Annotated in this window: 30 protein-coding genes; 22 read left to right on the forward strand and 8 right to left on the reverse strand. The window is 71.6% G+C overall.

Features of this window, described 5'->3' with window-relative positions; translation table 11 throughout:
• Positions 1-175 precede the first annotated feature (175 nt).
• The 4 genes from BCF44_RS23270 (at position 176) to BCF44_RS23285 (ending at position 3,039) form a co-directional block, all read left to right on the forward strand.
• Entirely contained in the window at positions 176-652 is a 477-nt protein-coding gene (locus tag BCF44_RS23270) for a DinB family protein (RefSeq protein ID WP_116176483.1), read from the forward strand.
• A gap of 266 nt (positions 653-918) precedes the next feature.
• A complete protein-coding gene (locus tag BCF44_RS23275) occupies positions 919-1,515 on the forward strand; it encodes a TetR/AcrR family transcriptional regulator (RefSeq protein ID WP_147328605.1) in 597 nt (198 codons plus the stop codon).
• Positions 1,516-1,529: 14 nt separating this feature from the next.
• The gene (locus BCF44_RS23280) at positions 1,530-2,426 is read left to right on the forward strand and encodes a TIGR01777 family oxidoreductase (RefSeq protein WP_116176485.1); all 897 of its coding nucleotides are present in this window, start codon (positions 1,530-1,532) and stop codon (positions 2,424-2,426) included.
• 37 nt (positions 2,427-2,463) lie between these two features.
• Positions 2,464-3,039 (forward strand): tetratricopeptide repeat protein, encoded by a 576-nt coding sequence (locus BCF44_RS23285; RefSeq protein WP_116176486.1) that lies wholly within the window; start codon positions 2,464-2,466, stop codon positions 3,037-3,039.
• Here the strand turns inward: BCF44_RS23285 and trpS are convergent.
• Positions 3,036-4,043 (reverse strand): tryptophan--tRNA ligase, encoded by a 1,008-nt coding sequence (trpS, locus tag BCF44_RS23290; protein ID WP_116176487.1) that lies wholly within the window; start codon positions 4,041-4,043, stop codon positions 3,036-3,038. The two genes, BCF44_RS23285 and trpS, sit on opposite strands and share 4 nt — an antisense overlap.
• A 230-nt stretch (positions 4,044-4,273) precedes the next feature.
• Between trpS and BCF44_RS23295 the strand changes: the two genes are divergently transcribed.
• The gene (locus tag BCF44_RS23295) at positions 4,274-7,102 is read left to right on the forward strand and encodes an AfsR/SARP family transcriptional regulator (RefSeq protein WP_170217699.1); all 2,829 of its coding nucleotides are present in this window, start codon (positions 4,274-4,276) and stop codon (positions 7,100-7,102) included.
• Between the two features lie 15 nt (positions 7,103-7,117).
• A complete protein-coding gene (locus BCF44_RS23300; protein WP_116176489.1) occupies positions 7,118-7,468 on the forward strand; it encodes a hypothetical protein in 351 nt (116 codons plus the stop codon).
• A 16-nt stretch (positions 7,469-7,484) separates the two neighbouring features.
• Here BCF44_RS23300 and BCF44_RS23305 read toward each other — a convergent pair whose 3' ends face one another.
• Entirely contained in the window at positions 7,485-8,363 is an 879-nt protein-coding gene (locus tag BCF44_RS23305; protein WP_116176490.1) for a sigma-70 family RNA polymerase sigma factor, read from the reverse strand.
• 136 nt (positions 8,364-8,499) lie between these two features.
• On the reverse strand, positions 8,500-8,925 hold the full coding sequence (locus BCF44_RS23310) for a cupin domain-containing protein (RefSeq protein ID WP_116176491.1): 426 nt from the start codon (positions 8,923-8,925) through the stop codon (positions 8,500-8,502).
• 140 nt (positions 8,926-9,065) lie between these two features.
• Here BCF44_RS23310 and BCF44_RS23315 point away from each other — a divergent pair, with 140 nt between their 5' ends.
• A complete protein-coding gene (locus BCF44_RS23315; RefSeq protein ID WP_116176492.1) occupies positions 9,066-10,397 on the forward strand; it encodes an NAD(P)/FAD-dependent oxidoreductase in 1,332 nt (443 codons plus the stop codon).
• Between the two features lie 35 nt (positions 10,398-10,432).
• On the forward strand, positions 10,433-11,185 hold the full coding sequence (locus BCF44_RS23320; RefSeq protein WP_116176493.1) for an SDR family oxidoreductase: 753 nt from the start codon (positions 10,433-10,435) through the stop codon (positions 11,183-11,185).
• A gap of 97 nt (positions 11,186-11,282) precedes the next feature.
• On the opposite strand, the gene BCF44_RS23325 is transcribed toward BCF44_RS23320, so the two are convergent.
• On the reverse strand, positions 11,283-12,410 hold the full coding sequence (locus BCF44_RS23325) for a DUF3500 domain-containing protein (protein WP_246015459.1): 1,128 nt from the start codon (positions 12,408-12,410) through the stop codon (positions 11,283-11,285).
• A 78-nt stretch (positions 12,411-12,488) separates the two neighbouring features.
• Here BCF44_RS23325 and BCF44_RS23330 point away from each other — a divergent pair, with 78 nt between their 5' ends.
• The 6 genes from BCF44_RS23330 to BCF44_RS23355 all read left to right on the forward strand — a co-directional run bounded on the left by BCF44_RS23330 (position 12,489) and on the right by BCF44_RS23355 (position 16,067).
• Complete coding sequence (locus BCF44_RS23330; protein WP_116176494.1) at positions 12,489-13,034, forward strand: TetR/AcrR family transcriptional regulator; 546 nt, start codon at positions 12,489-12,491, stop codon at positions 13,032-13,034.
• Positions 13,035-13,079: 45 nt separating this feature from the next.
• On the forward strand, positions 13,080-13,634 hold the full coding sequence (locus BCF44_RS23335; RefSeq protein ID WP_246015461.1) for an RNA polymerase sigma factor: 555 nt from the start codon (positions 13,080-13,082) through the stop codon (positions 13,632-13,634).
• Positions 13,631-14,290, forward strand: a complete 660-nt coding sequence (locus BCF44_RS23340; protein ID WP_116176495.1) for a Rieske (2Fe-2S) protein — start codon at positions 13,631-13,633, stop codon at positions 14,288-14,290. The genes BCF44_RS23335 and BCF44_RS23340 overlap by 4 nt, the downstream gene beginning before the upstream one ends.
• A 63-nt stretch (positions 14,291-14,353) precedes the next feature.
• Positions 14,354-14,728 (forward strand): cupredoxin domain-containing protein, encoded by a 375-nt coding sequence (locus BCF44_RS23345; RefSeq protein WP_246015463.1) that lies wholly within the window; start codon positions 14,354-14,356, stop codon positions 14,726-14,728.
• Positions 14,725-15,675: a metallophosphoesterase family protein gene (locus BCF44_RS23350; protein ID WP_246015464.1), complete on the forward strand. Its 951-nt coding sequence runs from the start codon at positions 14,725-14,727 to the stop codon at positions 15,673-15,675. Before BCF44_RS23345 ends, BCF44_RS23350 begins: the two co-directional genes overlap by 4 nt.
• Positions 15,672-16,067 (forward strand): hypothetical protein, encoded by a 396-nt coding sequence (locus BCF44_RS23355; protein WP_116176497.1) that lies wholly within the window; start codon positions 15,672-15,674, stop codon positions 16,065-16,067. The genes BCF44_RS23350 and BCF44_RS23355 overlap by 4 nt, the downstream gene beginning before the upstream one ends.
• On the opposite strand, the gene BCF44_RS23360 is transcribed toward BCF44_RS23355, so the two are convergent.
• On the reverse strand, positions 16,031-16,753 hold the full coding sequence (locus BCF44_RS23360) for an LLM class flavin-dependent oxidoreductase (protein WP_116176498.1): 723 nt from the start codon (positions 16,751-16,753) through the stop codon (positions 16,031-16,033). The two genes, BCF44_RS23355 and BCF44_RS23360, sit on opposite strands and share 37 nt — an antisense overlap.
• Positions 16,754-16,895: 142 nt before the next feature.
• Here BCF44_RS23360 and BCF44_RS23365 point away from each other — a divergent pair, with 142 nt between their 5' ends.
• The 7 genes from BCF44_RS23365 (at position 16,896) to BCF44_RS23395 (ending at position 22,206) form a co-directional block, all read left to right on the forward strand.
• A complete protein-coding gene (locus BCF44_RS23365; RefSeq protein WP_116176499.1) occupies positions 16,896-17,453 on the forward strand; it encodes a TetR/AcrR family transcriptional regulator in 558 nt (185 codons plus the stop codon).
• Positions 17,453-18,148, forward strand: a complete 696-nt coding sequence (locus BCF44_RS23370) for an SDR family oxidoreductase (RefSeq protein ID WP_116176500.1) — start codon at positions 17,453-17,455, stop codon at positions 18,146-18,148. The genes BCF44_RS23365 and BCF44_RS23370 overlap by 1 nt, the downstream gene beginning before the upstream one ends.
• Positions 18,149-18,169: 21 nt before the next feature.
• Positions 18,170-18,625, forward strand: a complete 456-nt coding sequence (locus BCF44_RS23375; protein WP_116176501.1) for a tautomerase family protein — start codon at positions 18,170-18,172, stop codon at positions 18,623-18,625.
• A gap of 93 nt (positions 18,626-18,718) precedes the next feature.
• Positions 18,719-19,474: a nuclear transport factor 2 family protein gene (locus BCF44_RS23380; protein ID WP_116176502.1), complete on the forward strand. Its 756-nt coding sequence runs from the start codon at positions 18,719-18,721 to the stop codon at positions 19,472-19,474.
• Between the two features lie 4 nt (positions 19,475-19,478).
• Positions 19,479-20,282: a macro domain-containing protein gene (locus BCF44_RS23385; RefSeq protein WP_116176503.1), complete on the forward strand. Its 804-nt coding sequence runs from the start codon at positions 19,479-19,481 to the stop codon at positions 20,280-20,282.
• Positions 20,270-21,109 carry an SIR2 family NAD-dependent protein deacylase gene (locus BCF44_RS23390; RefSeq protein ID WP_116176504.1) on the forward strand — a complete coding sequence of 280 codons (840 nt, stop codon included), beginning with the start codon at positions 20,270-20,272 and terminating at the stop codon, positions 21,107-21,109. The genes BCF44_RS23385 and BCF44_RS23390 overlap by 13 nt, the downstream gene beginning before the upstream one ends.
• On the forward strand, positions 21,106-22,206 hold the full coding sequence (locus BCF44_RS23395; RefSeq protein WP_116176505.1) for an NAD(P)-dependent alcohol dehydrogenase: 1,101 nt from the start codon (positions 21,106-21,108) through the stop codon (positions 22,204-22,206). Before BCF44_RS23390 ends, BCF44_RS23395 begins: the two co-directional genes overlap by 4 nt.
• Before the next feature lie 2 nt (positions 22,207-22,208).
• Here the strand turns inward: BCF44_RS23395 and BCF44_RS23400 are convergent, their stop codons facing one another.
• Together BCF44_RS23400 and BCF44_RS23405 are read right to left on the reverse strand one after the other, a co-directional pair.
• Complete coding sequence (locus tag BCF44_RS23400; protein ID WP_116176506.1) at positions 22,209-23,315, reverse strand: glycoside hydrolase family 183 protein; 1,107 nt, start codon at positions 23,313-23,315, stop codon at positions 22,209-22,211.
• 23 nt (positions 23,316-23,338) lie between these two features.
• Positions 23,339-24,661, reverse strand: a complete 1,323-nt coding sequence (locus BCF44_RS23405) for a GNAT family N-acetyltransferase (RefSeq protein WP_116176507.1) — start codon at positions 24,659-24,661, stop codon at positions 23,339-23,341.
• Positions 24,662-24,727: 66 nt separating this feature from the next.
• On the opposite strand from BCF44_RS23405, the gene BCF44_RS23410 reads away from it, so the two are divergent.
• Complete coding sequence (locus BCF44_RS23410) at positions 24,728-25,126, forward strand: helix-turn-helix domain-containing protein (RefSeq protein ID WP_116176508.1); 399 nt, start codon at positions 24,728-24,730, stop codon at positions 25,124-25,126.
• On the opposite strand, the gene BCF44_RS23415 is transcribed toward BCF44_RS23410, so the two are convergent.
• Complete coding sequence (locus BCF44_RS23415; RefSeq protein ID WP_116176509.1) at positions 25,113-26,438, reverse strand: MFS transporter; 1,326 nt, start codon at positions 26,436-26,438, stop codon at positions 25,113-25,115. The genes BCF44_RS23410 and BCF44_RS23415 overlap by 14 nt on opposite strands.
• Positions 26,439-26,447: the final 9 nt, after the last annotated feature.

The raw sequence follows: 26,447 nt of genomic DNA on the forward strand, positions 1-26,447 counted from the left end.
CGGGCACCTCCTACGGCCGGATCAGCAACGCCCTGCGCAACACCGACGGCGCCGCCGAGCTGGACATCCACGCGACCACCTCGTACGGCGACATCGCCGCCCACAGCCTCTGAACGTTTGCTGCTCCGGCAACTTCACGTGCCGATCGAGGTGGCCCGCTGCGATCGTCGTGCGCATGAGCGGCAGACACGACGCAAGGCCACCCTCGACCGGCACCGGCGAGCGGGACGTGCTCGTCGGGTTCCTCGACTACCTCCGCGACGGCCTCGCGGCCAAGGTCGACGGGGTGCCGGAGGCGAGGGCCAAGGCCGCCGGCGTGCCGTCCGGCACGAATCTGCTCGGGCTGGTCAAGCACCTCACGTACGTGGAGCGGCACTGGCTGCTGGGCCATCACGTGACCGACTGGCAGGCCACGTTCCACGCCGCTCCGGGCGACACTGTCGGCACGATTCTGGCTGCCTACAAGGAAACCATCGCCGAGGCGAACCGTGAGATCGCGTCCTGGGACGACCTCGCCGAGCCGGGGCCCAGGCGCGGCCGGTCGAGGCCGTCACGGCGGTGGACGCTGACCCACCTGATCGAGGAGACCGCCCGGCACGCGGGACACGCCGACATCCTGCGGGAGCTGGTCGACGGCGTCACGGGACGGTGACGCTAATGGGCTTCCGGGGCCCGCCGTCCCCGCCGGATGGACTCGAACATGCCGGCACAGGCGTAGATCCACCACGGGTCCTCGCCGGGACCGTGCAGCGTGGCGGCGAATCGGGCCGGCGTGTGTCCATGTACCGGTACCCGGCCGTCGAAACGATCGCCTCGACGGTCGGGCGCCGAGGCCCGGTCACGTCGTGATGCCGGACGCATTCGCAATGCGTGTCAGTGACTGACAAGTCCGTCAGTGGGAGACGCTATGCTGGCCCCGTGGCGGACACCCGGAGGAATTCGGCGCTGCGGGAGCTGACCCGCCAAGCGGTGCGGGCGCGGATCGCCGAGGCCGCGATGGCGCTGTTCGTGGCGAACGGGTACGAGCGGACGACCGTGGACCACGTCGCCGAGTCGGTCGGCATGTCGGCGCGCAGCGTGTTCCGGTACTTCCCGACCAAGGAGGACATGGTCGTCGGGCACCTGGACGAGGTCGGCGTGAAGATCGCCGACGCGCTCGAGGCCCGGCCGACGACGGAGTCGGCCTGGACGGCGGTGCGGCACGCCCTCAAGCACCACATCGAGGAACTCGCCGCCGACCCGGAGACCAACCTGGCGATCGCCACGATGCTCATCGACGCCCCCAGCCTGCTGCCGGCGCTGCTGGCCAAGCAGGCCCGCTGGGTGGACGGCCTGGCGCCGAACCTCACCCAGCGGCTGGACGGGCCGCTCAACCTGCGCCCGCTCAAGGCCCGGGCGATCGCCTTCGCCGCGCTGGCCTGCCTGAACAATGCCGTGGACGAGTGGACGCGGACCGGCGGCGCGAAGCCCGTCGGCCGGACCCTGGACGCCCTGATCGCCGCCGTGCGCGGCTGAGCCGGAGAACACTGATGCGCGTTGTCGTCGCCGGGGCATCCGGCGTGATCGGAACCGCCCTGACCCCCGTGCTCCGCGCGGCCGGCCACGAGGTGCTGCGCCTGGTGCGCCGCGCCCCGAAGGCGGCCGACGAGCGGCCGTGGGACCCGGCCGCCGGCGTGCTGGACAGGGCCACGCTGGACGGCGTCGACGCGGTGATCAACCTGTGCGCCGTCGACACCACCGAGAAGCGCTGGACGCCGGCGTTCAAGACCGAGCTGTACGACAGCCGCGTGGCGCCGACCCGCGTGCTGGCGGAGGCGGTCGCCGCGACGGGAGTTCCCGCGCTGCTGAACAGTTCCTCGGTCGCCTACTACGGAAACACCGGCGACAGCCCGGTCGCCGAGTCCGCGCCGGCCGGCGACGGTTTCCTGGCCGAAATGGACCGTGACCGCGAGGAGGCGACCGGCCCGGCGGTGGACGCCGGCGCGCGGGTTGTCTTGCTGCGCACGGGAATCGTGCTCTCGCCCACGGGCGGTCTGCTGGGCCAGCTGCGTCCGATGGTGGCGTGGGGCGCCGGCGGCCGGATCGGCGACGGTCGCCAGTACCTGTCCTGGATCTCCCTGCACGACGAGGTGGCGGCCATCCACTTCGCACTGGAGCACGACGAGATCCGTGGCCCGCTCAACCTTTCCGGCCCGAATCCGGTCACGAACGCCGAAATGACCCGTGCCGTCGGCAAGTCGCTGCGCCGGCCGACGCCGTGGGTGTACCCGGCCGGCCTGCTACGGTTGATGGTCGGCGAGCTGGCCGACGCCGGCGCGCTGACCGGCCAGCGGGCGATGCCGGAAGCCCTGTTGCGGCACGGGTTCACCTTCGAGCACGAGACCGTGGAGCCGGCGATCGCGGCGGCGCTGGAGCCGCGGCGATAAGGTTTGGACCACACGCACCTCAGGGGGACGAGAACAGATGACCGAGGACGAGCCGATACTGGTCGCGCGGCGCCGCTTCACCGAGGCCGGCGGCGACCGGGCGCTCGCGATCGGGCTGTACTCGGAGCTGATCCCGGATCTGACGCGCTTGCTGGGCCCCGACCACCGGCAGACGTTGACGGCGCGGCACCGGCTCGCGGTGTGCGTCGGCGACGGCGGGGACCGCGAGGGGGCGGTGCGCCTGCTGCGCGAGGTGGTGCCGGACCTGGCCCGGGTGCTGGGCCCGGACCACGAGCTGACGTTGAAGGCGACCGGTCACCTGGCGTTCAACCTGGGCGAGCGCGGCGACCGGTCGGCGGCCACGGCCATGTTCCAGCGGCTGATCGCCGACCTGACCCGGACGCTCGGGCCCGACCACCAGCAGACGCTGGTCACCACCAGGCTCCTGGCGGTCAACGTCGGCGCGGACGGTGATCGGGCCGAGGCGGTCCGGCTGCTGCGCGAGGTGGTCGCGGACATGGCCCGCGCGCTGGGCCCCGAGCACGAGCAGACCCGCAGGGCCCGCTGCGACCTGGAGACCTTCGAGTCGAGCGGCCTGCCCGGCATCGTCTAGTAGTCCATCCCCATCGCCGCCCTGACCTCGGCCAACGTCCGGTCCGCGATCGCGTTGGCCCGCTCGTTGCCGACCTGGACGATCTTGCGCACGTACGCCAGGTCGGCGCCGTAGGCCGCCCGACGGGCCCGCATCGGCGCCAGGAACTCGTTCACCGCCTCCGTGACGGTCCGCTTGAGCGCCGCCGCGCCGCCGTCCCCGATCTCCGCCGCGACCTCCTCCGGTGCACGGTCCGAGCACAGCGCCGCCAGCAGCACCAGGCTCGACACCTCGGGCCGGTTCACCGGGTCGTACGTGATGTGCCGGTCCGCGTCGGTGCGGGCGCCCTTGAGTAGACGCGCCGTCTCGTCTGCCGTCGCGCCGAGGCTGATCGCGTTCTGCCGACTCTTGCTCATCTTCTGGCCGTCCGTGCCGAGCAGCACCGGCGCCGCCGACAACAACGCCTCCGGCTCGGGGAAGACCGGCCCGTAGCGCTCGTTGAACCGGCGCGCCACAGTACGGGTGATCTCCACGTGCGGCAGCTGATCCCGGCCCACCGGCACCAGGTTTCCCTTGCAGAACAGGATGTCCGCCGCCTGGTGCACCGGGTAGGTGTACATCAGGCCGCTCACCGAGGACTGCCGGGAGTGCGCGATCTCGTCCTTGACGGTCGGGTTCCGGCTCAGCTCCGGCACCGACACCAGGCTCAGGAACGGCAGCAGCAGCTGGTTGAGCGCCGGCACCGCACTGTGCGTGAACACGGTGGCACGCTCCGGGTCGATGCCGACCGCCAGATAGTCCAGCACCAGGCCCTCCACGGTCTCCCGCAGCCGGTCGGCCACGTCCCGGTCGGTCAGCACCTGGTAGTCGGCGACGATCACGAACAGCTCGACGCCCATGTCCTGGAGCCGCACCCGGTTCTGGAGCGTGCCGAACAGGTGCCCGAGGTGCAGCGGCCCGGTCGGCCGGTCGCCGGTGAGCACGCGGAAGCGGGCCGGGTCCGCCTGGATCTGGTTCGCCAACATTGTTCTCTCCCAACGGATCGAGGTGGTCACGCCCGATGAACGGACACCACCCCGCCGAGGAGGGGAGACCTGCCGTCCATCCGGACGGCACGCGTGCGCGTGAAGGAGCCGTCCCTTATGCGGGACGCCACCAGTTCAGGCACACGGCGAAGGTCATGACGCAACTGTAGCCCGTGTCCGCGTGGTCGAGCGACGAAATGCGTATTCTGGTGGCGCGAGGAGGGGTTTGCGTGCGCGTCGGGGTTCTGGGGCCGCTGCTTGTCGTCGACGGCAGCGGGGCGGCGTTGACGATCACCGGCGGCAGGCCGCGGGCGTTGCTGGCCTCGCTCGCGGTGCGCGCGAACCAGATCGTCACGGTCGATGAGCTGGCCGAACTCGTCTGGGACGGCGCGCCACCGGCCGGCGCGACCCGCAGCATCCGCGTCTACGTCACCCGACTGCGCCAGGCGCTCACCCCGGAGCTGGCGGAGCGGCTGGTCACCCAGGGGCCGGGCTACGTGTGGCGGGCCGACACCGACCTGCTGGAGTTCGAGGACCTGTGCCGCCGGGGCGCCGAGGCCACGCGCAACGGCGAGTGGGAGACCGCCGCCGACGTGCTGGCCCGGGCGCTGGCCCTGTGGCGCGGGACGCCGTTGGTGGACGTGCCGTCGGAGCTGCTGCGGGAACGCGAGGTGCCCCGGCTGGAGCGGTTGCGCCTGCACGCCGTCGAGGACCGCGTGGAGGCCGACCTCCAACGCGGCGGCGACCGCCAGCTGGTGCCGGAGCTCCGGGAGCTGATCGAGCGCCACCCGCTGCGTGAGCGGCTGCACGCCCAGCTGATGCGCGCGCTGGCCGCCGCCGGTGAGCAGGCCGAGGCGCTGGAGGCCTACCAGCGGGCCCGCCGCACGCTGCGGGACGAGCTCGGCGTCGAACCGGGCCCCGAGCTGCGTGCCCTGCACGAGCAGGTGCTGGCCGGCTCCGTCGACCAGCGGGCGGTGCCTCGCCAGCTGCCCTCCGACGTGCTGAACTTCACCGGCCGTCAGCACGAGCTGCGGACGCTGACGACCCTGCTGGACGCGGCCGCCGAGGGCGCGGTGGTGATCTCCGCGATCGACGGCACGGCCGGCGTCGGCAAGACGGCCCTGGCGATCCACTGGGGCCGCCGCGTGGCCGACCGCTTCCCGGACGGCCAGCTCTACGTGAACCTGCGCGGCTACGACCTCGAGCAGCCGGTTTCCGCCGGCGACGCGCTGGCCGGCTTCCTCCGCGCGCTGGGCCTGGCCGGCGCCCAGATCCCCGTCGACACCGCGGAGCGGGCCGTGCGGTACCGGAGCCTGATGGCGGGCCGCCGGATGCTGGTGGTAGCCGACAACGCCGGCAGCGTCGACCAGGTCCGCCCGCTGCTGCCGGGCGCGCCGGGATCGGTGCTGCTGGTGACCAGCCGGGACCGGCTCGCCGGCCTCGTCGCCCGGGACGGGGCGCGGCGGGTCAACCTGGACACCCTGTCGGAGAAGGAATCGGCGACGCTGCTGCGCGCGTTGATCGGGCCCCGCGTCGACGCGGAGGCGGCGGCCGCCGCGCAGCTGGCCGATCTGTGCGCGCGGCTGCCGCTGGCCCTGCGTGTGGTGGCGGAGCTGGCCGTCAGCCGGCCGAAGGTGCCGCTGGCGGAGCTGGCCGAGGAGCTGGCGGACCGGCAGCGGCGGCTGGACCTGCTCGACGCCGACGGCGACCCGCTGACCTCCGTGCGGGCGGTGTTCTCCTGGTCGTACCAGCAGCTGGACGAGGACCAGGCGCGGATGTTCCGGCTGATGGGCCTGCATCCGGGGGCCGACGCCGACGTGCACGCCGCCGCCGCGCTCGCCGACACGACGCCGGCGGCCGCCCGCGGGCTGCTGGACGCGCTCGCCGCCGCCCACCTGGTGATCCAGGTGCCGCCCGATCGGTACGGCATGCACGACCTGCTGCGGGCGTACGCCGTGGAGCTGGCGACCGAGCGCGACGAGGCCCTGACCAGGCTGTACGACCACTACCTGCACGCCGCCGCGACCGCGATGGACACCGTGTTCCCGGCCGAGCGCGACAACCGGCCGAGCCTGCCGAAGCCGGCGACCGGCCCCGAGCTGGCCGATCCCGACGTCGCCCGGGCCTGGCTGGACAGCGAGCGGGCCAACTTCGTCGCGGTCTCCGCGCACGCCGGCGTCGACCACGCCAGCGGCTTGGCGACGGTGCTGTTCCGCTACCTCGACGTGGGCGGCCACGGCGTGGAATCGCTCGCCCTGTACCGGAACGCGGCGCGGGCCGCCGGCGAGGCGGGGGACAAGACCGCCGAGGCGGCGGCGCTGATCAGCATCGCCAGCGCGCACCGGCGGCTGGGCCGGCCCGACGAGGCCGGCACGTTCCTGCGCCGCGCGCTGGACCTGTTGCAGGAGACGGGGGACGTGCTCGGGCAGGCCCGGGTGTGGGCGAACCTCGGCATGATCGAGACCCAGTACCGCCGCCGCTACGACGTGGCCGTCGAGTACTTCACCACCGCGCTGCCGCTGTACCGCCAGGTCGGCGCCCGCACGATGGAGGGGTTCGTGCTGAACAGTCTCGGCGACGCCGAGATGAACCGCGACCGGTACCCGCAGGCGGTCGCGTACTTCGACCAGTCGCTCGCCGTGTTCCGGGAGCTCGACTACTCGATCGGCGAGGCGTCGGTGCTGGACGGCTTCGGCGAACTCGCCGTGCGCCAGGGCGATCACCACACCGCGGTCGGCTTCTACGAGCGGTCACTGGCGCTGTTCCATGCCGCCGGCGACCGGTCCGGTGAGTCGTACTCACGTCACGGGCTGGCCAAGGCGCGGCACGGCATCGGCGACCTGGCGGCGGCGCACGCCGACTACGCCGCCGCGCTGGAACTGTTCGTCCAGACCGGCGACCGGCTCGAGGAGGCGCGGTCGCTGGCCGGCCTCGCGGAGACCGCCGAGGCCCTGGGGCGCGACGACGCCGGCGAGCGCTGGCGGGCGGCCCTGGAGATCTTCGAGGAGCTCGACGCGCCGGAGGCGGCGCGGATTCGGGCCCGTCTGGCCGAGGTGTAGCGGTACCCTCGCCGCATGGCGCGGGTGCTCGTGATCGGGCTCGATCCGGTGCGGATTCCCGGCTACGACCCCGAACCGGTGGTGGCTGCGATCGCGCGCGGCCGCCGCAGGTTCGACGAACTCGGCGTGCCGGCGGACATGTGCCTGGTCGCGCCGGACGACGAGCCGGAGGCGGCGATCGTCGCGGCGCTGGCCGGCGGCGAGTACGCCTGCGTGGTGATCGGCGGCGGCATCCGCAAGGACGAGCCGCTGGTGGAGCTGTTCGAGCGGGTGGTGAACCTGGTCCGCCGGCACGCGCCGAACGCCGCCATCGCCTTCAACTCCACCCCCGACGACATGGCCGACGCCGCCCTGCGCTGGCTGTGACGTCCACTGTGGATGGTCACACCGCCGTGAGCTTGCCCGGGTTGACCATCCACATCACCTCGTCGATGCGGCCGGCCGAGCCGGCCACCGTGACCACGCCGATCAGCTCGCCGCCCCGCCGCATCGTCATCGCGTACACACCGTTGACGACCGTCGTCGCGACCTCGATGCCGTCCCAGAACGTGCCGCTGCCCCAGGCCGCGACCAGCTTCGCCACGGTGGTGACGCCGGTGACCACGACCTTCGCCGCGCGGGCCACGCCACCGCCGTCGGCGTAGTTGACCACGTCGGCCGCGAGCAGGTCCTCCAGCGCGGACAGGTCGCCGGCCTGCGCCGCCGCGACGAACGCGGCCAGCAGCCGCCGCTGCTCGGTCGGATCGACCGGCGCGCGACGCTCGGCGGCGAGGTGCTTGCGCGCCCGGCTCACGTACTGCCGCGCGGTGACCTCGGTCGTCTGCACGATCTCGGCGATCTGGCTGTACGGATAGTCGAACGCCTCCCGCAGCACGTACGCGGCGCGCTCGGTCGGCGTGAGCTTTTCCAGCAGCAGCAACACCGCCAGCTCCAGCGCGGCGGCGCGCTCGGCGCCCAGAGCCGGGTCGGCCGAGGTGTCCACCGGCTCCGGCAGCCACGGCCCGACGTAGCTTTCCCTTCTGGCGTAAGCGGTCTGCGTGGCGTTGATGGCCAGCCGGGTGGTCGTGGTGGCCAGGTACGCGGCCGGGTTCTCCACCACCGACCGGTCGCAGGTCTGCCACCGCACCCACACTTCCTGCAACAGGTCCTCGGCGTCGACCGCGCTACCCAGCATGCGGTAGGCGATGCCGAAGAGACGGGGCCGCACCGCCGCGAACACCGCGGCCGCGTCGTCCAGGGTCGAGGCGCCGGTCGTGCCCATGCTTCCCGCTCCCCTTCGCCGTCGGAACGCGGCTGGGCCGGGTGGCGCACCGCTCTCGCAGCGTACGCCCACCCGGCCGCCTTCCCCGTCCCGACGGATCATCCGTTGGGCTGATCCGCCTTGCGCCGCAGCGTTTTCACGGCCGCGGTGCGCGCCGGTCCTTGCGCGCCTCGAGTTCCTCCTCGGGCACCGGGATCAGCATCGGCTGACCGGGCACGCAGAACATGGTGACGACGAACATCGACTCCTCGTCGTCCAGGGCGTTGGCGTCCTGGTAGTGGATGACGTCGCCGCCCGGCTCCCAGAACGTCTCGCCGGGCCTGACCACCCGCTCCGGCTCGCCCTCCAGCTCGAACCGCAGCGCCCCCTTGAGGACGTAGCCGTAGGCGGGGCCGGGGTGGCGGTGCGGCACCGCGCCGGGGCTACCGGGTGGCAGCGTGACCAGGATCGTCATCGCCTCGGCCTTCTCGTGGATCTGCGGGACGCCCGCCACGGTCGAGACCACCTCCAGCTTCGGCGGCGGGCCGCCGGGGCGGAAGATGCTCGGATCATCGTGTGTCATGCTCACTGCCTGACCGCCTTCCGGGGCGTGGACTCCTACGACAGTCATGACCGGGCAGGCCCCGGATCTGTGACGGAGACGCCGGTCACGTTCCCGGCCCGCCGTTGTCACACCCCGGGTGGCTGTGTTGTCCACCTGGTATGAAGCGCATCCTGATCGTGGGCGGCGGGTATGCGGGCTTCTACGCCGCCTGGAAGCTGGGCAAACGATTGCGGCCGGGCGAGGCCGAGCTGGTCGTCGTCGACCCCCGGCCGTACCTGACCTACCAGCCGTTCCTGCCGGAGGTGCTGGCCGGCTCGATCGAGGCACGGCACGCCGCGGTGTCCATGCGCCGGCACCTGCGCCGCGCGAAGATCATCGCCGGGCGGGTGACGGTGGTCGACCACGCGCGGCGGTCGGTGACCGTGCAGCCGCCGGACGGAGACGCCTTCGAGGTCGGCTACGACCTGATCGTGGTCACCGCGGGCGCGGTGACGCGACGGTTCCCGGTGCCCGGCATCGTCGAGCGGGCGATCGGGTTGAAGCACGTCGAAGAGGCGGTGGCCGTCCGCGACAGCCTCCTGACCTCCTTCGACCGGGCCGCCGTGCTGCCGCCGGGGGCGATGCGGCAGAGACTGCTCACCGTCACGTTCGTCGGCGGCGGCTTCTCCGGCGTGGAGGGCTTCGGCGAGCTGCTGTCGCTGGCGACGGCACTGCTCAAGAAGTACCCGGAGATCACCCGTGACGAGCTGCGGTTCCACCTCGTCGAGGCGTCGGACCGCATTCTGCCCGAGGTGTCGCCGGAAGCGGGGCGCTGGGTGGTGCGGTCGCTCGAGGGTCGCGGCGGCGAGGTTCACCTGAACACGGTCGTCAAGTCCGCTGTGGACGGTCACGTGGTGCTGTCGAACGGCGTCGAGTTCGACACGGAGCTGATCGTCTGGACCGCCGGCAACGACGCCAATCCCGTGGTGCGCAAGCACACCGACCTGCCGATCACCGAGCGCGGGCTGGTCGTCGTTCGGGCCGATCTGCGAGTCGGGACGGACGTGGAGGCCGTGCCGGACGCCTGGGCCGCCGGCGACGACGCCGCCGTGCCGGATGTCGTCCACGGCGGATACACCGTGCCGAACGCGCAGCACGCCGTCCGGCAAGGAAAGCTGTTGGCCCGCAACATCGCCGCGTCGCTGCGGGGCCGCAAGGTGAGGCCGTACGCGCACCACGGCCTCGGATCCGTTGCCACGCTGGGCATCGGCCGCGGCATCTTCCAGTACAAGAAGATCACGATCAAGGGGTTGCCGGCGTGGCTGATGCACCGCGGCTACCACGTGCTCGCCGTGCCGACCTGGGAACGCAAGGTGCGGGTGCTCGCCGTCTGGCTGACCGCCGCGCTGTTCGGACGGGACATCGTCTCGCTGGCGTCGGTGGAACATCCGCGGGACGCCTTCGTCGGTGGCGGCGAACCTGTCACACATGAGACGGCTGCCCGGTCTTGACTGGTGAGCAACGCGAGAAGCGGGAAGGGACAACCATGAAGATCGTGGTCATCGGGGGCACCGGCCTGATCGGCTCGAACGCCGTGAAGAAGCTGAACGAACACGGCCACGAGGCGGTGCCGGCCGCGCCCAGCACCGGCGTGAACACGCTGACCGGCGAGGGGCTCAAGGAGGCGCTCCAGGGCGCGGACGTGCTGGTGGACGTCTCCAACTCGCCGTCGTTCGCCGACGACGACGTGATGAACTTCTTCACCACGTCCACCACCAACCTCATCGCCGCGGCCAAGGACGCCGGCGTCGGGCACTACGTGGCGCTGTCCATCGTCGGCACCGACCGGGAGGCCGAGGTCGGCTACTACCGGGCCAAGGTCGCCCAGGAGCAGCTGATCCGGAACTCCGAGCTGCCGCACACCATCGTGCGCGCCACCCAGTTCTTCGAGTTCGCCGGTTCCATCGCCGACACCTGCACCGTCGACGGCGAGGTCCGGCTGCCGCACGTCAGCGCCCAGCCGATGGCCGCCGACGACGTGTCCACCGCCGTCGCGCGCACCGCGGCCGGCGAGCCGTTCAACGGCATCTTCGAGGTCGCCGGCCCCGAGCCGATGCCGGTGGACGTGTGGATCCGCACCGTGCTCGAGTGGCGTCAGGACCCCCGCAAGGTGGTCGCCGACGCCGACGCCCTGTTCTTCGGCGGCCGTCCGGGGCAGACCGCCCTGCTGCCCGGTCCGGACGCCCGTCTGGCGCAGACCCGCCTCGCGGCCTGGCTCGCAGCCGACCGCAAGGCGTGATCCGCGCCGGCGCGGGCGGTGGCGGACCCACGACCGCCGCCGCCCGCGCGAAGTGACCCGCACGGGTGGCGTCCCTCCATGCGCCACCCGTGCGGCCCTATGCCGAGTGGTGCTCGGCCAGGTGCCGGGCCAGGACGTCGTCGCCGAAGTCGCCCTCGGGGTCCCGCCACACCGAATGCACGTGGTTCACGTTCCGCTGCGTGTTGTCGTACTCGGCGAGCAGCCGCGGACCCTGCAGCCGGTAGTAGTGCGGCTGCCCGGGCTCGACCCCGCCCGCCCACGCGAAGTGCACGTCGAGCAGCCGGTCGCCGGCGAACTTCGCCGCCTCCCGCGCGGCCAGCTCGTCCGGCACCCGCCCGAGGAACACCATGAGCAGGGCTCGCACCTGTTCCCGCTGCTCCGGTGACAGGTCCGCCGCCGGCACCCCCTTCGGCGCGGCCGTCAGCGACACCTCCTCGTGGTGCCGGGGCTGCATCCCGGCGTTGGCCTCGGCCCGGCGCTGGATCTCCTCCACCGAGTCGGCCAGCCGCGGCTCGGTGAACCGCCCGCGCCACACGTCCGGCAGCCGCATCGCGGTGTCGCCGTCCCCGACCCGGGCCCGGTTGCCGGTGACGATGTCCACCGGCGCCACCGAGCTGATCACCGCCCGTGCGGCCAGCTCGTCGTTCAGCGAGCGAACCAGGTCCCGCCCGAGGTCCTCCACCGCCCCCAGCGGCCGCAGCAGATGGCCGCCGAGCAGCGGCGACGCCGCCGGGTCGGCGCCCAGGAAGCACGGCGTGCTGGCCTGCACCTCACCGTCCGCGACCAGGTGCTGCACCGACACGTGGTGCCCGCCGAACCGCCACGACCAGGGGCCGCGCAGCGTCGGCGTGCCGAAGACCCGCAGGTAGTACAGCTGCGGGTCGCGGCCGCGCTCCCGGCCCCAGTCCACCCGCCAGCCCTCCAGCCGGTCGAGCACGTTCTCCAGGCCCATGATCGTCGACGCCGTCACGAAACCCGCCGTCGACAGGCCGGTGGCGACCAGCCGCATCGCCAGCTGCTGCTGCGCCGGCCGCATCCGGGTCAGCGGCAGACCGCCGTGGTCGGTCGGCGTGTAGAACCAGCGGTGTCTTTCCTCCTCCGCCGGCCACGGCCAGGCGCCGGCGGCGCGCTGCTCGTCGTCCAGACTGTCCAGCCAGGCCGAGGCCGCCTCCACCATGCGCCCGGCCGCGTTCAGGTCCGTCACGCCTTCGAACCTTGGTCAGAATCGGCCTAGACTGTATCCGGACTCCGTTCCGGTTAGGCGGAGCCGGGAAGGGACACGGTGCCGGAACAGCGCCGCAAGCTGCGGGCGGACGCGCAGCGCAACGAGGACCGCCTGCTGGTCGCGGCGGCCGCGGCCTTCGGCCGGGACGGCGCGAACGCCTCGGTCAAGGACATCGCCCGCGAGGCCGGGGTCGGCATCGGCACCCTCTACCGGCGGTTCCCGTCCAAGGAGCTGCTGATCGAGGCGACCTACCGCCACGAGGTGCGGCGCCTGTGCGACGCGGCCCCGGACCTGGCGGCGGAGCTGCCGCCGGTCGAGGCCCTGCGGACGTGGATGGAGCGGTTCATCGACTTCATGGCGACCAAGTACGGCATGGGCGACGTGCTGCGGGTGGTGCTGACCGACGAGGGTGAGCGGCTGGAGACCCGGGCGATGTTGGCCGGGGCCATCGCCTCGCTGATCACCGTCGAGGTCCGGCCCGGGGTCGACGCCGACGACGTGCTGCTGGCCCTGGGCGGCATCAGCCTCATCGCGACCAGCGAGAACCGGCGCGACCTGGCCGTCCGCCTGATCGATCTGCTGCTGCACGGGCTGCTCGCGTAACCCGCCTCCGTACTTGTTCACGGGACGGGTGGAGGATGGTGTCGCGTGGGCGAGCGTGCACGGCGTGAGCAGCGGGCGGAGCCGAGGGGGCTGCACCTGGTGGGCGAGGAGGTCTACGCCGACTGGGAAGCGGTCTACCGCGACAACGTCGGCCGGATCCACAAACTGATGTACGCCAAGGTCGGCAACCGGCCGGACGCGGAGGATCTCACCACGGAGGTGTTCCTGACGGCGCTCAAGCCGCTGCGGGTCACCGCGACCATCGGCGAGGTCCGGTCCTACCTGCTGGCGACGGCGCGCACGGTGCTCGCGGACTACTGGCGGCGCACGCTCGGCCGGGAGGTCACGACGCTGGACGAGGAGCTGGGCATCTCGACGCCGGAGCCGGCGTCGGGCGACCCGAGCGCGCCGGCGCGGGCGGCGGCGATCCTCGCCGCGCTGCCCGAACGCTATCGGCGGATCCTGGAGCTGCGCTTCCTCGGCGCCTGCTCGATCCGGGAGGCCGCCGCCGAACTGGGGATAACGATCGGCAACGCGAAGGTGCTGCAACACCGGGCGCTTCGGCAGGCCGCGGCGGTAGCGGAAGGGATGCTGTCGTGAACACTCCGGTTTGGCGGTATGTCGAGGATCTGCTGCGGCAGCGCAAGCCCCGCCCGTTCAAGGCGAGCGAGGAGGAGGCCGCCGAGGTGCGGGCGGCGATCCTGCTCAACAGCGCCGACGACGACGGCGAGCCGTCCGAGGACTTCGTCGAGGGGCTGCGGGATCGGCTGGCGGGCGAGCTGTCGGGGGAGAAGCCCGGGAGCAACCGGCGGCGATTCGTCAAGATCGGCGCCGCGGCCGCCGCGGCAACAGCGGTCGGGGCGGGTCTCGATCACGTGCTCACGGACGGCCTGACGGCGGCCGCGCCGAAGGAACAGAACCTGGTGCCGGACAACGGGGAGTGGCGTGCGGTCGTCGCCTCCACGGACCTGCCGGACGGCGCCGTGCAGGCGTTCGACCTCGGCGCGGTGACGGGTTTTCTGCGGCGCAGCGGGGGACAGGTGAGCGCCGTGTCGGCCATCTGCACCCACCTCGGCTGCCGGCTGCGGCTGGACGCCCCGGCGCGGCAGCTGAACTGCCCGTGCCACCGCACGTCGTTCAATGTGGACGGTTCGCTGTCGACGCACGAACTCCCGGTCGCCCCGCCGCCGCTGCCGCACATCCTGGTGCGGGAGAACGCCGGCCGGGTCGAGGTGTTCGTGCCGCCGCCGGCGTAACCCCGCCCCGTATCCCTTGGCATGAGGAAACTTCAAGGGGCGAGGGGGATCGTGGTGGTCGGCATGGCGGTCGTCGCGCTCGCCGCGTGCAGCCCGGCCCAGACACCGACGGCGCCCAGCCAGTCGATGACCGGCATGTCCATGCCGACCACCACGCAGTCCACAGCGGACGCGGCGGTCGCCACGAACACTGTGGCCATCAAGAACTTCGCCTTCGACCCGGCGGTGATCACCGTCAAGGCCGGCACCACGGTCACCTGGACCAACTCCGACCAGGACCCGCACACCGTCACCAGCGACGGCAAGGCCGGCCCGCTCAACTCGAAGCCGCTCAACCAGGGCGACACCTACCAGTACACGTTCACCGTGCCCGGCACGTTCTCGTACCTGTGCACCATCCACCCGTTCATGACCGCCACCGTGACGGTGACGCCGTGAGCGACTCCACTGTGGACGAAGAACACGGCATGACCCGGCGGCAGCTGCTGCGCCACACCGCGTGGTTCGGCGCCGCGGTGGTGCTGACGGTGGCCGGCGGCGAGGTCATCAGCCACATCTCGGACCCGGCCCAGGCCGCCGCCCCGGACCCGCTCGCCGACCCGCACGCGCTGCGGTTCGTGCAGGTCAGCGACAGCCACATCGGCTTCAAGGGGCCGGCCAACACCGCCGTCGAGCAGTCCTTCGAGCACGCCATCGACCAGGTCAACGCGCTGCCGTTCCGGCCCGACTTCGTCATGCACACCGGCGATCTCAGCCACCTGTCCACGCCGGCCCAGTTCGACCAGGTCAAGCAGATGATGAGCAAGCTGAACACCGGGCACACGCTGACGGTGCCCGGCGAGCACGACTCCGTCGACGACGCCGGCCAGAAGTACCGGGCCGCCTTCGGCGCGGGCACCGCCGGCGACGGCTGGTACAGCTTCGACATGAAGGGCGTGCACTTCCTGGCCCTGGTCAACACGTTGAGCCTGGAGAAGCTCGGGCACCTCGGCCCGGACCAGCTGGACTTCATCCGCTCCGACGTCGCTAAGCTGTCCTCGGACACGCCGATCGTGGTTTTCAGCCACATCCCTTTGTTCGCAATGTATCCCGCGTGGGGCTGGGGCACCGACGACGCCGTGCAGGCGCTGTCGTACCTGCGCCGCTTCTCCTCGGTGACCTGCCTGAACGGGCACGTGCACCAGCTGTTCACCAAGACCGAGGGGAACATCACCTTCCACAGCGCCACCACCACGGCGTATCCGCTGCCCAAGCCGGGCGTCGGGCCCGCGCCGACGCCGGTCACCCTGCCCGCCGGCAAGCTCGCCGACGCCCTCGGCATCCGCGAGGTCGCCTACCGGCCCGGAACCCCGGGCCTCGCCGTGAAGGACGTGAAGCTCGCATGACCCGATACGCAGCCGCCGTCCTGCTGGCCGCCAGCGGCTACATCCACGCCGACCTGTACCTGCACGGCTATCGCGCGATTCCCCTTGTCGGGCCGGCATTCCTGCTCCAGGCCAGCGGCTCCTTCGCCATCGCCCTCCTGTTGCTGCTGGGCAACGTGTTCCTGCTCAGGCTCGCCGCCGCCGGGCTGGCCGCCGGTGCGTTGGTCGGATTCGCCCTGTCACGCACCGTCGGCATCGGGACGTTCATCGAGCGCGGCCTCGACCCGGCCCCGCAGGCGCTGTTGTCCCTGCTGGCGGAGGTCGGCGTGCTGGTGCTGCTGGCGATTCCCCTGGTGGCCAAGCTGATCAGGACGCCTCAGCCCAGCACCGCCGGCGCCAGCTCCACCAGCTGATCGATCCCGGTCGCGAAGTCCGTGCCGATGGGCAGCGTCAGCTCGACGTGGTCCGCCCCGGCGTCCAGGTGCTCCCGCACCTGCACGGCGACGTCGTCCGTCACGGGCAATCCCACGACCAGCAGCTTGTCCGGGCCGAGGGCCGCCCGTGCCTGCGCGGTGAATGTCGGCGGCTGCCACGCCGGCAGAGCCCCGTCGGCGATCTCGGCCGCCAGCGCCAGCATCTTCGGCCCGTTGGCGGCGATGATCCTCGGGTAGCGCACGTCCGGCGCGGGCGGCCGGCTCTCGGCCGTCATCCGCCCGTAGTAGTCCCGCATGGTGGCCAGCGGTTTGCCGAACTCCAGGCCGGCGCTGGCCGCCTGCTCGGGGTATCCGACGCCCAGGCCCAGCACCAGCCGCCCCGGAAACGCTTGCGCCAGCACGGTCGCCGCCCCGTGCATGGTCTGCGGGTGCCGGGCCCAGATGTTGGCGATGCCGGTGCCGAACACCATCCGCTCGGTCTCGGCGAGCAGCACCGCCAGCTGCACGAGGGCGTCCTTGCCGCCGATCACCTCGTTCGTCCAGGCGGCGCCGTAACCGGCGCGTTCGAGCCGCCGGACCGCCTCGCGCTGGAGGTCGATCGGCGGCAACTCGGTGAAGGAGACCGGCAGCAGCGCGCCCACCGGTCCGAGCGCGGGTTTCGTCATGCCTTCAGCCTGCGTCGTCGGGAACCGGCACGTCCAAGGCCCGTATCGCACCGGCCCATGCGTGTCGGGCATCACCGCTTGTCAGTGGACACCGATCGGGGTATAGATAGACCGGTCGATCTACCACGGGTGGTGACCGAGAATGACCAGACCGGGACCCCGGGAGCGGCTGCTGGCCGCGACCTCGACGCTGAGCTACACCGAGGGCGTCGGCGTCGGGCTGGACGCCATCCTCCGGACCGCGGACGTCGCCCGCCGGTCCGTCTACCAGCACTTCGGCGGCAAGGACAACCTGCTGGCCGAGACCATCGGCGAGGCGTCGCGGGCCGACCTCGACATGATCGCCGAGCGGATGGACCGGGCCGGCACGGACCCGCGCGCCCGGCTGCTGGCGTTCCTCGACTTCTACCTCGACCGGTCGGCGCAGACGTACTTCCGCGGCTGCCGGTTCGTCGCCGCCGACCTGGGCCTGCCCGATCCCGAGCACCCCGTGCACGTCCGCACCCGCCTCCACTACGAGCGGATGCGCGACTTCCTGATGATCGAACTCTCCGCGCTGGGGCACCCCGACGGCGCCGGCGCGGCCGACCGGCTGCAACTGATCGTCGAAGGCATGTTGGCCCAGCGCGGCACCCGGCCGGGCGCAGGCCCCGAGGCCGCCGCCCGGGCCCTGTTCGAGCAGGTCTTGGAGGAGCGGTAATGGATCTGAGCCACGCGACCGCGTTGGTCACCGGCGCCAATCGCGGCCTGGGCAAGCTGTATGTCGACAAGCTGCTGGCGCATGGCGCCAAGGTCTACGCCGGCGCGCGCAAGCCCGTCGAAGTCCGCCCGGGCGTGACCCCGCTGCGGCTGGACATCGCCGATCCGGACGATGTGGCGGCCGCCGCCGCGGCCGCGCCGGACGTGAACCTCCTCATCAACAACGCCGGCGTGCTCACCGAGGCGTCGCTGCTGACCGGCGACCTCGCCGACGTCCGCGCCGACCTGGACACCAACTTCTTCGGCACGCTGGCGATGATCCGCGCGTTCGCCGGCGTGATCGAGGGCAACGGCGGCGGCGCGATCCTGAACATGCTGTCGATGTTCTCCTGGACCAGCGCGCCCGGCGCCGGCGCGTACTGCGCGTCCAAGGCCGCCCTGTGGTCGCTGACGAACTCGCTGCGTCTGGAGCTCGCGCCGCGCAAGGTCCGCGTCGTCGGCCTGCACGTCGGCTTCGTCGACACCGACATGGTCGCGCACATCGACCGGCCCAAGGTGACGGCCGAGTCCGTCGTGGACAAGGCCGTCGCCGGGCTGATCACCGGCGACTACGAGATCGTCGCCGACGAGACCAGCCGGCGGATCAAGCAGGGGCTCGCGCAGGACCTGCGGGTGCTGTACCCGAGCCTGCCGTAACCACGGAACAGGAGCCGTACCATGCCGATGTGGCATGTCCACTACCCCCGGGGCGTGTATGACGCCGCCGACCGGAAAGCGTTCTCCGCCCGTGTCACCGAGCTTTACCACGGCCGGGCCGGGCTGCCCAGGTTCTACGTGAGCGTGGCCTTCCACGAGTACGAGCCGGACCAGTTCTTCGTCGGCGGCGAGCCGGCCGAGCGGTTCGTGCGGATCTGGATCGACCAGATCGCCTACCAGAACACCGATCCCGAGCGGCAGCGGCGCTGGATGGGCACGCTGAACGGCTGGCTGGCGGCGTTCCTGACCGAGCGCGGCCTCAGCTCGGAGATCCACGTCGACAACACGCCGACGGACTTCTGGACCATCGACGGCCACCTGCCGCCGCCGGTCGGGTCCGCCGACTTCGAGCGCTGGGTGGCCGAGAACAAGACGTCGCCGGTGGGGATGTCCACTTCTGACCATGCCGGGGCGTGATTCCGACCTGGTTCGGCGGCTGCGTTGGGGAGAAGGTTGAGCGGTGATCGGCGGGCGACAAGGCCCGCCGTCCCGACCGACGAGGACACTCCCGTGAGCAACAAGGATCTCGTGCTTCAGGCCGCCGGCGAACTGTTCGGCGACAAGGACCCGGCCGCCGTGGACCGCTGGGTGGCGCCGGACTACCGTCAGCACAGCGCGCTCGCCGCCGACGGCCCCGAGGGCCTGCGCAGCCTGGTGTCGAACCTGCCCAGCGGTTTCCGCTACGAGCTGGCCCGCGTGATCGCCGACGGCGACCTGGTCGCCCTGCACGGCGTCTACCACGGCTTCGGCCCGACGCCGCTGGTCGCCTTCGACCTGTTCCGGGTCGAGAACGGCAAGCTCGCCGAGCATTGGGACGCCCTGACGCCTCTGGTGGAGCAGACGGCCAGTGGTCGCTCCCAGACCGACGGCCCGGCCACGCCCTACGCGTCCGGCCGGACCGAGCGCAGCCGGGCCGTCGTCGCCGGCTTCGCGCAGAAGGTGTTGCAGGACGCCGACTACTCGGTGCTGACCGACTACATCTCCACCGAGACCTACCACCAGCACAACCCGGAGGCCGCCGACGGCCTCGACGGCTTCGGCGCGGCCGCCGCCGAGTGGGCCAAGCAGGGCAAGAACCTGGTGTACAAGACGATCCACCGGATCGTCGCCGACGGCGACCTGGTGCTCGTGCAGTCCGAGGGCGAGTTCGGCCAGCCGGTGGCGTACTGGGACCTGTTCCGCGTGCAGGACGACAAGATCGTCGAGCACTGGGACGTGATCGCGCCCATCCCGGCCGAGCTGCCCCACCGCAACGGTCTGTTCTGACGTCATGCCGGGCTCACTCCGGCTGGACGAGCCGTTTCGTCCGGCCGTCCCGGCCGCGTCACCGGACCGGTTCGACGCCCTGACCGAGGAAGCGTTGCGGCGACTCGGTGTGGAGTGGGATTCGTCGCCACGCTCGGTCCTTCGCGCCGCCCTGACCGTCCGCGAGACAGTTCCCTCCTCCGTCATCGAGCTACTGGATGCCTTGCTGAGCGGGGAAAACCGGCTGCGACCGGTGGTCGATCCGTTGCGGCTTCCGGTCGCGCTGCCCGGGATCTCGGTGTGGCGCGGCGACATCACCACGCTGGCCGCCGACGCGATCGTCAACGCGGCCAACAGTTCGCTGCTCGGCTGCTTCCTGCCGATGCACGGCTGCGTCGACAACGCGATCCACACCGTCGCCGGGCCCCGGCTGCGGGCGGCCTGCCTGGAGATCGCCGACGCGCCGGAGCCGACCGGGTCCGCGAAGATCACCCGCGGCTACCACCTGCCGGCCCGGTACGTCCTGCACACCGTGGGGCCGATCGTGCACGACGCCGTCACGGTTGCGCACGATCGGGCCCTGGCCTCGTGCTACCGGGCCTGCCTGGACCTGGCCGCCGAGTTCTCGCCGATCCGCACCATCGCGTTCTGCGGGATCAGCACCGGCGTGTTCGGCTTTCCCGTCGACCGGGCCGCCGGCGTCGCACTGTCCACTGTGGTCGATTGGCTGGACGCCCATCCGGGCCGCTTCGACCGTGTTGTCTTCGACACCTTCGGCGCGCACGACCACGCCGCCTACCTGGAGCACCTGACCGCATGGACCCGCTGATCGACACCTGCCGGCGGTGGCTGGACGAGGCCGAGCACGTGCTCGTCGCCGCCGGGGCCGGCCTCTCGGCCGCCGCCGGCTACGACTACGGCGACGCCGCCCGGTTCGCCGAGCTCTTTCCCGCACTGCACAAGGCCGGGCTGCGCGCCCGCTACCAGCTGATCGGGCTGCCGCTGCCGCAGCCGCTGCTGTGGGGGTACTGGTCCGTCCACGTCGACGACATCCGTTTCGGCCCCGGCGCCAATCCGGTCTACCAGCAGCTGCGGGAGATCGTCGGAGGCCGCGACCACTTCGTCATGACGTCCAATGTGGACGGCCTGTTCGAGCGGAACGGCTTCTCGCGGGAGCGAATCTGGACGCCGCAGGGCGACTACGCCCGGTACCAGTGCGAACTCCCGTGCACGCGGCAGACCTGGGCCAGCCGTCCGATCGTCGAGGCCGCCCTGGCCACGTACGACCCGGAATCCGGCACCGTCACCAGCCCGCCCACCTGCCCCAACTGTGGTGGCCGGGTGTTCCTCAACGTGCGCAAGGGCCCCGAGTTCATCGAGGACCCCTACGTCGCGACCGGTCGGCGGCTCGCGAAATGGCTGGAAGATCGTGCGGCAAGTGGCGGCCTGGTGGTGCTGGAGATCGGCGCCGGCCTCAGCACGCCGACCGTGATTCGCCGGCCCGCCGAGGCCATCGTGCGCGGCACGTCCGGCGCTCGCCTGATCCGCGTCAACCAGGGGCATCCGCGCATTCCCGGCGATCTGTCGGACCGGGCACTGTCCGTGCCGTACGACGCGGCAACCTTGTTGGCCCGCTGCGGAAAGGCGGCACGATGAAGATCACCGCTGCCGTCGTGGAGGGGCGACACGGGCAGTTCGTGCCGCAGGAAGTCCTGCTCGGGGAGCCGCGCTGGGGTGAGGTGCGGGTGCGGATCGTGGCGACCGGCATCTGCCACACCGATTCCATCACGCGTCACGGAGACCTCCCGTTCCCCCTGCCCGGTGTCCTGGGCCACGAAGGCGCCGGTGTCGTCGAGGCCGTCGGCCCCAACGTCGAGGGCATCCGCGAGGGTGATCATGTGGTGCTGGGCTGGCCGTGGTGCGGTTCCTGTCGCAACTGTCTCGACGGTCAGCCCCGGTATTGCCTGCGGTTGAGCGACCTTCTCGTCGGCGGTGGACGTGCCGACGGTTCGACCGCGCTGCGGATGCCGGACGGTTCGGTTCTGGCCAGCCACTTCTTCGGCCAGTCCTCCTTCGCGTCCCACGCCGTCGTGCCCTGTCGCGGGCTCGTCCCCGTTGATCCTTCACTGCCGTTGGAGCTGTTGGGCCCCTTGGCTTGTGGCCTGTCCACCGGCGCCGGGGCGGTTCTCAACGTGCTCCGCCCTTCTGTCGGCGCCAGCCTGGTCGTCTTCGGCGCCGGCTCCGTAGGACTTGCCGCCGTGATGGCCGCTCGGAACACCGGCGCCACCAGGATCATCGCCGTCGACCGGCACGCTTCCCGACTCGCCTTGGCGTCGCGTTTCGGCGCCACCGACACCGTGAACGCCTTGGAGACCGATCCCGTCGCCGCCGTGCACGAGATCTGCGGCGGTCCCGCCGACTTCGGCCTCGAATGCACCGGCGTTGTGGCGGTGTGCCGGCAGGCCGTGGATTCCGTTGGCATGCGGGGGACTTGTGCCCTGATCGGCGGCGCGCCGGCCGGCGCCGAGGTCCAGTTCGACCATCTCGGCTTGTTGTGGGGGAAGCGCGTCATCGGCATTCTCGGCGGCGAGGGGCGCAGCGTCGGCCTCATCGGTTCCCTGATCGACCTGTACCGGCAGGGGCGGTTCCCCTTCGACGAGCTCGTGACGTACTTCCCGTTCGACCGCATCGGCGAGGCCTTCACGGCGGCCGAGTCCGGGGAGGTGCTCAAGCCCGTGCTGCTTCAGCGGTGAGATCACACGCTGCCGACGTACTGGCTCATGTGATACGCGGTGGAATGCCCGTTCTGGTCATGGGTCCACTTGGACACCATCAGGTGCAAGCCGTTCGGCTGCGACGTCGACCAGGGGTGGATGAAACCGCCGTACAGCCCGGGTTCCTGCCATGGGAACACCTGCACCTTCTCGTCCGACCACACGCGGTCCGGGCCGGTGGCGGTGCGCGTGACGATGCAACCGGTGACGCAGTTCAGGTACGCCATCACCCAGGTGCCGTCGCTCAGCTTCCGGACCGAGGGCTCGCCGAAACGGCCGGACAGGATGGCGGTGCACGCGGGGCCACGGCCCCAGGACCAGGCCGTGCCGTTCCAGCCCCAACCCTCGTACGCGTCGGGGTGGAACAACTGCCACCACAGCACCCGGCGCAGCATCATCGGCCCGTCCTGGCGGCCCGACCGCACCGAGAAGATGTAGACGTAGTCGCCGTCCCGCTGCATGGTCCACATCTGGAACGGGTCCGTGTTGTCGGCGGTGTTCTGCCACTTCAGGGTGGTCCGCGTGAAGTCGTTTCCGTTGTCCGAGGAGGCCAGGCCGGCGTAGTTGGACTTCCACTGTGGACCGTTCGGGCCGGCGGAATCCCAGTTCTGGATGCTCATGTACGAGATGATCTGACGCCCCGTCTCCGGGAAGCTGATGCCGTCGTTGGGAATGACGGTCACCTCCCAGACGCCGTCGATGCCCACCCCGCGGTGTCCGTTGACCATCAGCTCCGGCGCCCGCCCACTGCCCGCGACCTTCGCGGCGCTGTCGAACACGACGCCGCCGGCCGCGCCGGGATGGATGTTCGAGCGCAGCATCACCGGGGCTCGCCAGTCGATGCCGTCCTCCGGCCAGGGGCCGCCGAACGTGTCGCCGAACAGGTAACCGATGGAGCCGTTCTCCAGCACGTACGGAATGCCGAGATCGGTGCCCGCGACCTGCCAGCGGCTGTTGGTGTCCAGATCCGCGCCGGTCAGCCGCTTGGTCCAGGTCGCGGCCGACGCCGTGCCGGCCGACCCGAGCAGCGGCACCGCCGCCATCCCGGCGACCGCGGCGCCGCGCAGGAACGTCCGCCTGTCAGGCATATCCGGTCAACCCCCTCGTCGAATCAAGAGCAGTCGAAGCGCTGCTCGAACGGCCGGTCCGGGCAGGTGAGGCACTCGAACAGGTAGACACCGCCCATGTCCCCGAGCATGAGACCCGGTGCGGACTGGCTTGCCGTCCGGGCGGGCAGATCCAGGTCCAGCACGGTGCCCGAGGCCGGCGTGTCCTCGACCGGGAGCCAGGTCTGCCAGCTCCCGCCGTCGAATTCCGCGCTGCCGACCGTCAGCAGATGCGCCATGGGGTTGGAGCAGCCGGGGCAGCCGGGCCAATCCGCCTCCTGCGTCCACGTCGGGTAGCCGCCGACCTTGACGCCGGGCGACACCGACAGATGGTGCTGGTAGGACCAGCCGGTCTCCATCTCGAGCTGGGTGAGTCGCGGTTCGAGGACATCCCAGACGGCGCTGGGCAGGTCCCAGCTCGGATAGTCGACGACCCGCTCCGGGTGCAGGACGCACGGAGCCGGCAGATAGTCCTCGTCGGCCCAGAGCGGCATCGGTGGTGTCACAGGTCCGAGCCCGGCGCTGTCACGCCAGAAGATCTCCGTACGGACCGTCCAGGTGTCGGGATGGTCGAACGCGCACCACAGCACCTGCAACACATCCGTGCCGTGGGGGAACGGCAGCTCCGGCACCTGCCGCTCGAAGATCTGGAGAATCGGAACCAGCGGAGCCTCGTGGGTGGCGCAGTGCGGCCACGGCTCGGCCGGCCACACCATCGGCCCGCCCATCGAGCTCTCCCACGCGCTCGGCCTGCCGCGGCGTGGATGCAGTCGGACGGCGTCCCTCCGATACGCCGCCAGCTCAGGGAACACCGCCGCCACGTCGACCGGTCGCGGCGGGGTGGTGCGCATACCCGGCCGGGTGGTCAGCCTCAGCCGCAGCACCGGCTCCCCGTTGTCCACCTCGCCGGTCGGCTCGAACCCGTACTTGTGGTAGAACGGCCCCGGCCCGTCCCCGTCCGGCTGGTGGCTCGTCAGCAGCTCTGCCGCGCCGTCGGCCCGAATCAGCTCCACCACCGCGTCGAGCGCCGCCCGGCCGTAACCGCGGCCCTGGTGCCGGCCGTCGATCAGCAGGCGCCACAGGAAGTACGGGCCGATGATCCCCGGTCGCCCCGGCGGCACGTTCCAGCTCAGCATCACGAAGCCCACCGGCTCGTCGCCCGCGCACACCGCCCGATACCAGGGTTCCGCCTCCGGCGTCTTGGCGGCGTCGGCCAGCGAACTCGGCACCGACCCGACGAACCGCTCCTGCGACGGGTGCACCCGCAGCGCGCACACCGCTTCCCGGTTCTCATCGGTGATCTCCACCAACCGGACGTCCGCCCCCATGACGGCAGACCCTATCGAACGGCACCGCGGGGTTACGGTGTGTCCGGGAGAGGAGGCCCGGATGCCATGAGGCCGCCGGTGGGAGCCTGGGAGGAGCACGCGGTGCGGTCGCTGGCCGACGGCGCGGGCACCAACGCGTGGGCCCGCCGCGCCCAACTGGTGCTGGCGGCCTGGCGCGGAGAGTCGGTGACGTCGATCGCGGCGCGGGCGGGACTGACCCCACACACGGTGAAGCGCTGGCTGACGGCCTTCGACGAGCACGGCGTGCCGGGACTGATGGCGCAGCCGGGCTCGGGGCGGCGTTCCAACGTGACCGAGGACGACCGCGACCGGATCGTCGCGTTCGCCCGCCGCGGCCGGTGGACGCTGGAAACCCTGGCGGAGGCGGTCCGCGCCGAGGGCGTCGACCTCGGCACGGGCCAGCTCCGCAAGATCCTCATCGCCGAGGGCGTCAACTGGCGCTGACGGTCGCCTTGTGCGCGGCGCGCACCGCGTGGCTGAGGTCGAGCCCGGTGGTCTCCGGCGCCAGGAACTGCGACACCACACCGCCCAGCGCCAGCACGGCGGCGCCGATCAACAGGGTGAACCCGACGCCGACGTAGGTCAGCGCGATGGGCAGCAGGAAGGTGCCGATCGCCGCGCCGACCCGGCTCATCGCGGTGGCGAAGCCGACGCCGGTGGTGCGGATGGACGTGGGGAACACCTCCAGGGGGTACACGGCGGTGAGCGCGCTGGAGGCGGCGTTGAGGAACGAGAACACCAGGAAGCAGATCACCACGACGGCGATCGGCGCGTTCGGCCAGATCCCGACGACGGCCAGCGCCACGGCGGTGATCCAGAACGGCGGGATGAGCAGCCTGCGCCGGCCGATCCGCTCCACCAGCAGGCAGCCGACGGCGACGCCCAGCACCGCGAAACCGTTGCTGGCCAAGGAACCCGCCAGCGCGTCGTCGCCGAGTCCGAGCGCGCCGAGGACCTGCGGGTAGAAGGTGCTGATCGCGAAGTACGGCAGCACGAGCGCGGCCCAGAAGGTGCTGGCGAAGATGGTGCTGCGCAGGTGTTCCCGGGTGAACAGCGCCCGCAGACTGTTGCGGGGCTCGGCATCCGCCACCTCGGCGTCCACGTCGACGTCCATGTCGAAACGCTCGATCAGCGCCTGCGCCTCGGCCCGCCGGCCCTTGCTCAGCAGCCACCGCGCGGACTCCGGGATGCCGCCCCGCAGCGACACGCAGGCCACCGCGATCACGGTGCTGCTGGCCAACGTCCAGCGCCAGCCGTCGGGCACGTCGACCAGCGCGTAGCCGACCGCGAAGGCCACCATGTATCCGACGTACCAGCTGACCTCGAGGCTGGCCAGCAGCCGGCCGCGGTTGGCCTTCGGCGCGTACTCGGACAGCAGCGGCGCGCCGATCGCGTACTCGCCGCCGATCGCGATGCCCATCAGCAGCCGGATGATGAACAGCTGCCACGCGTCCTGCACGAAGAACTGCGCGATCGAGCCGACCAGGAAGATCAGCATGTCGGTGAGGAACACGATGCGCCGGCCGTAGCGGTCGGCGAACCAGCCGAACAGCGGGCCGCCGACGAAGATGCCGACCAGCGCGGACGAGCCGATCAGCCCGACCATCCACGCGGACATGTTCAGCGCGGTCGTCACGGCCGGCACCACCGCGCCCAGGCCGCCCAGGATGTACCCGTCGATGCCCTCGCCGACCTGGGTGGCCAGGGTGAGCCGGAAGCGGACGCTCGCGGTGGATCTGTCGGGCTTCGTTGCCATCTTGGAGAT

It is taken from the genome of Kutzneria buriramensis (assembly GCF_003387475.1).
Taxonomy (GTDB): Bacteria; Actinomycetota; Actinomycetes; order Mycobacteriales; family Pseudonocardiaceae; genus Kutzneria; species Kutzneria buriramensis.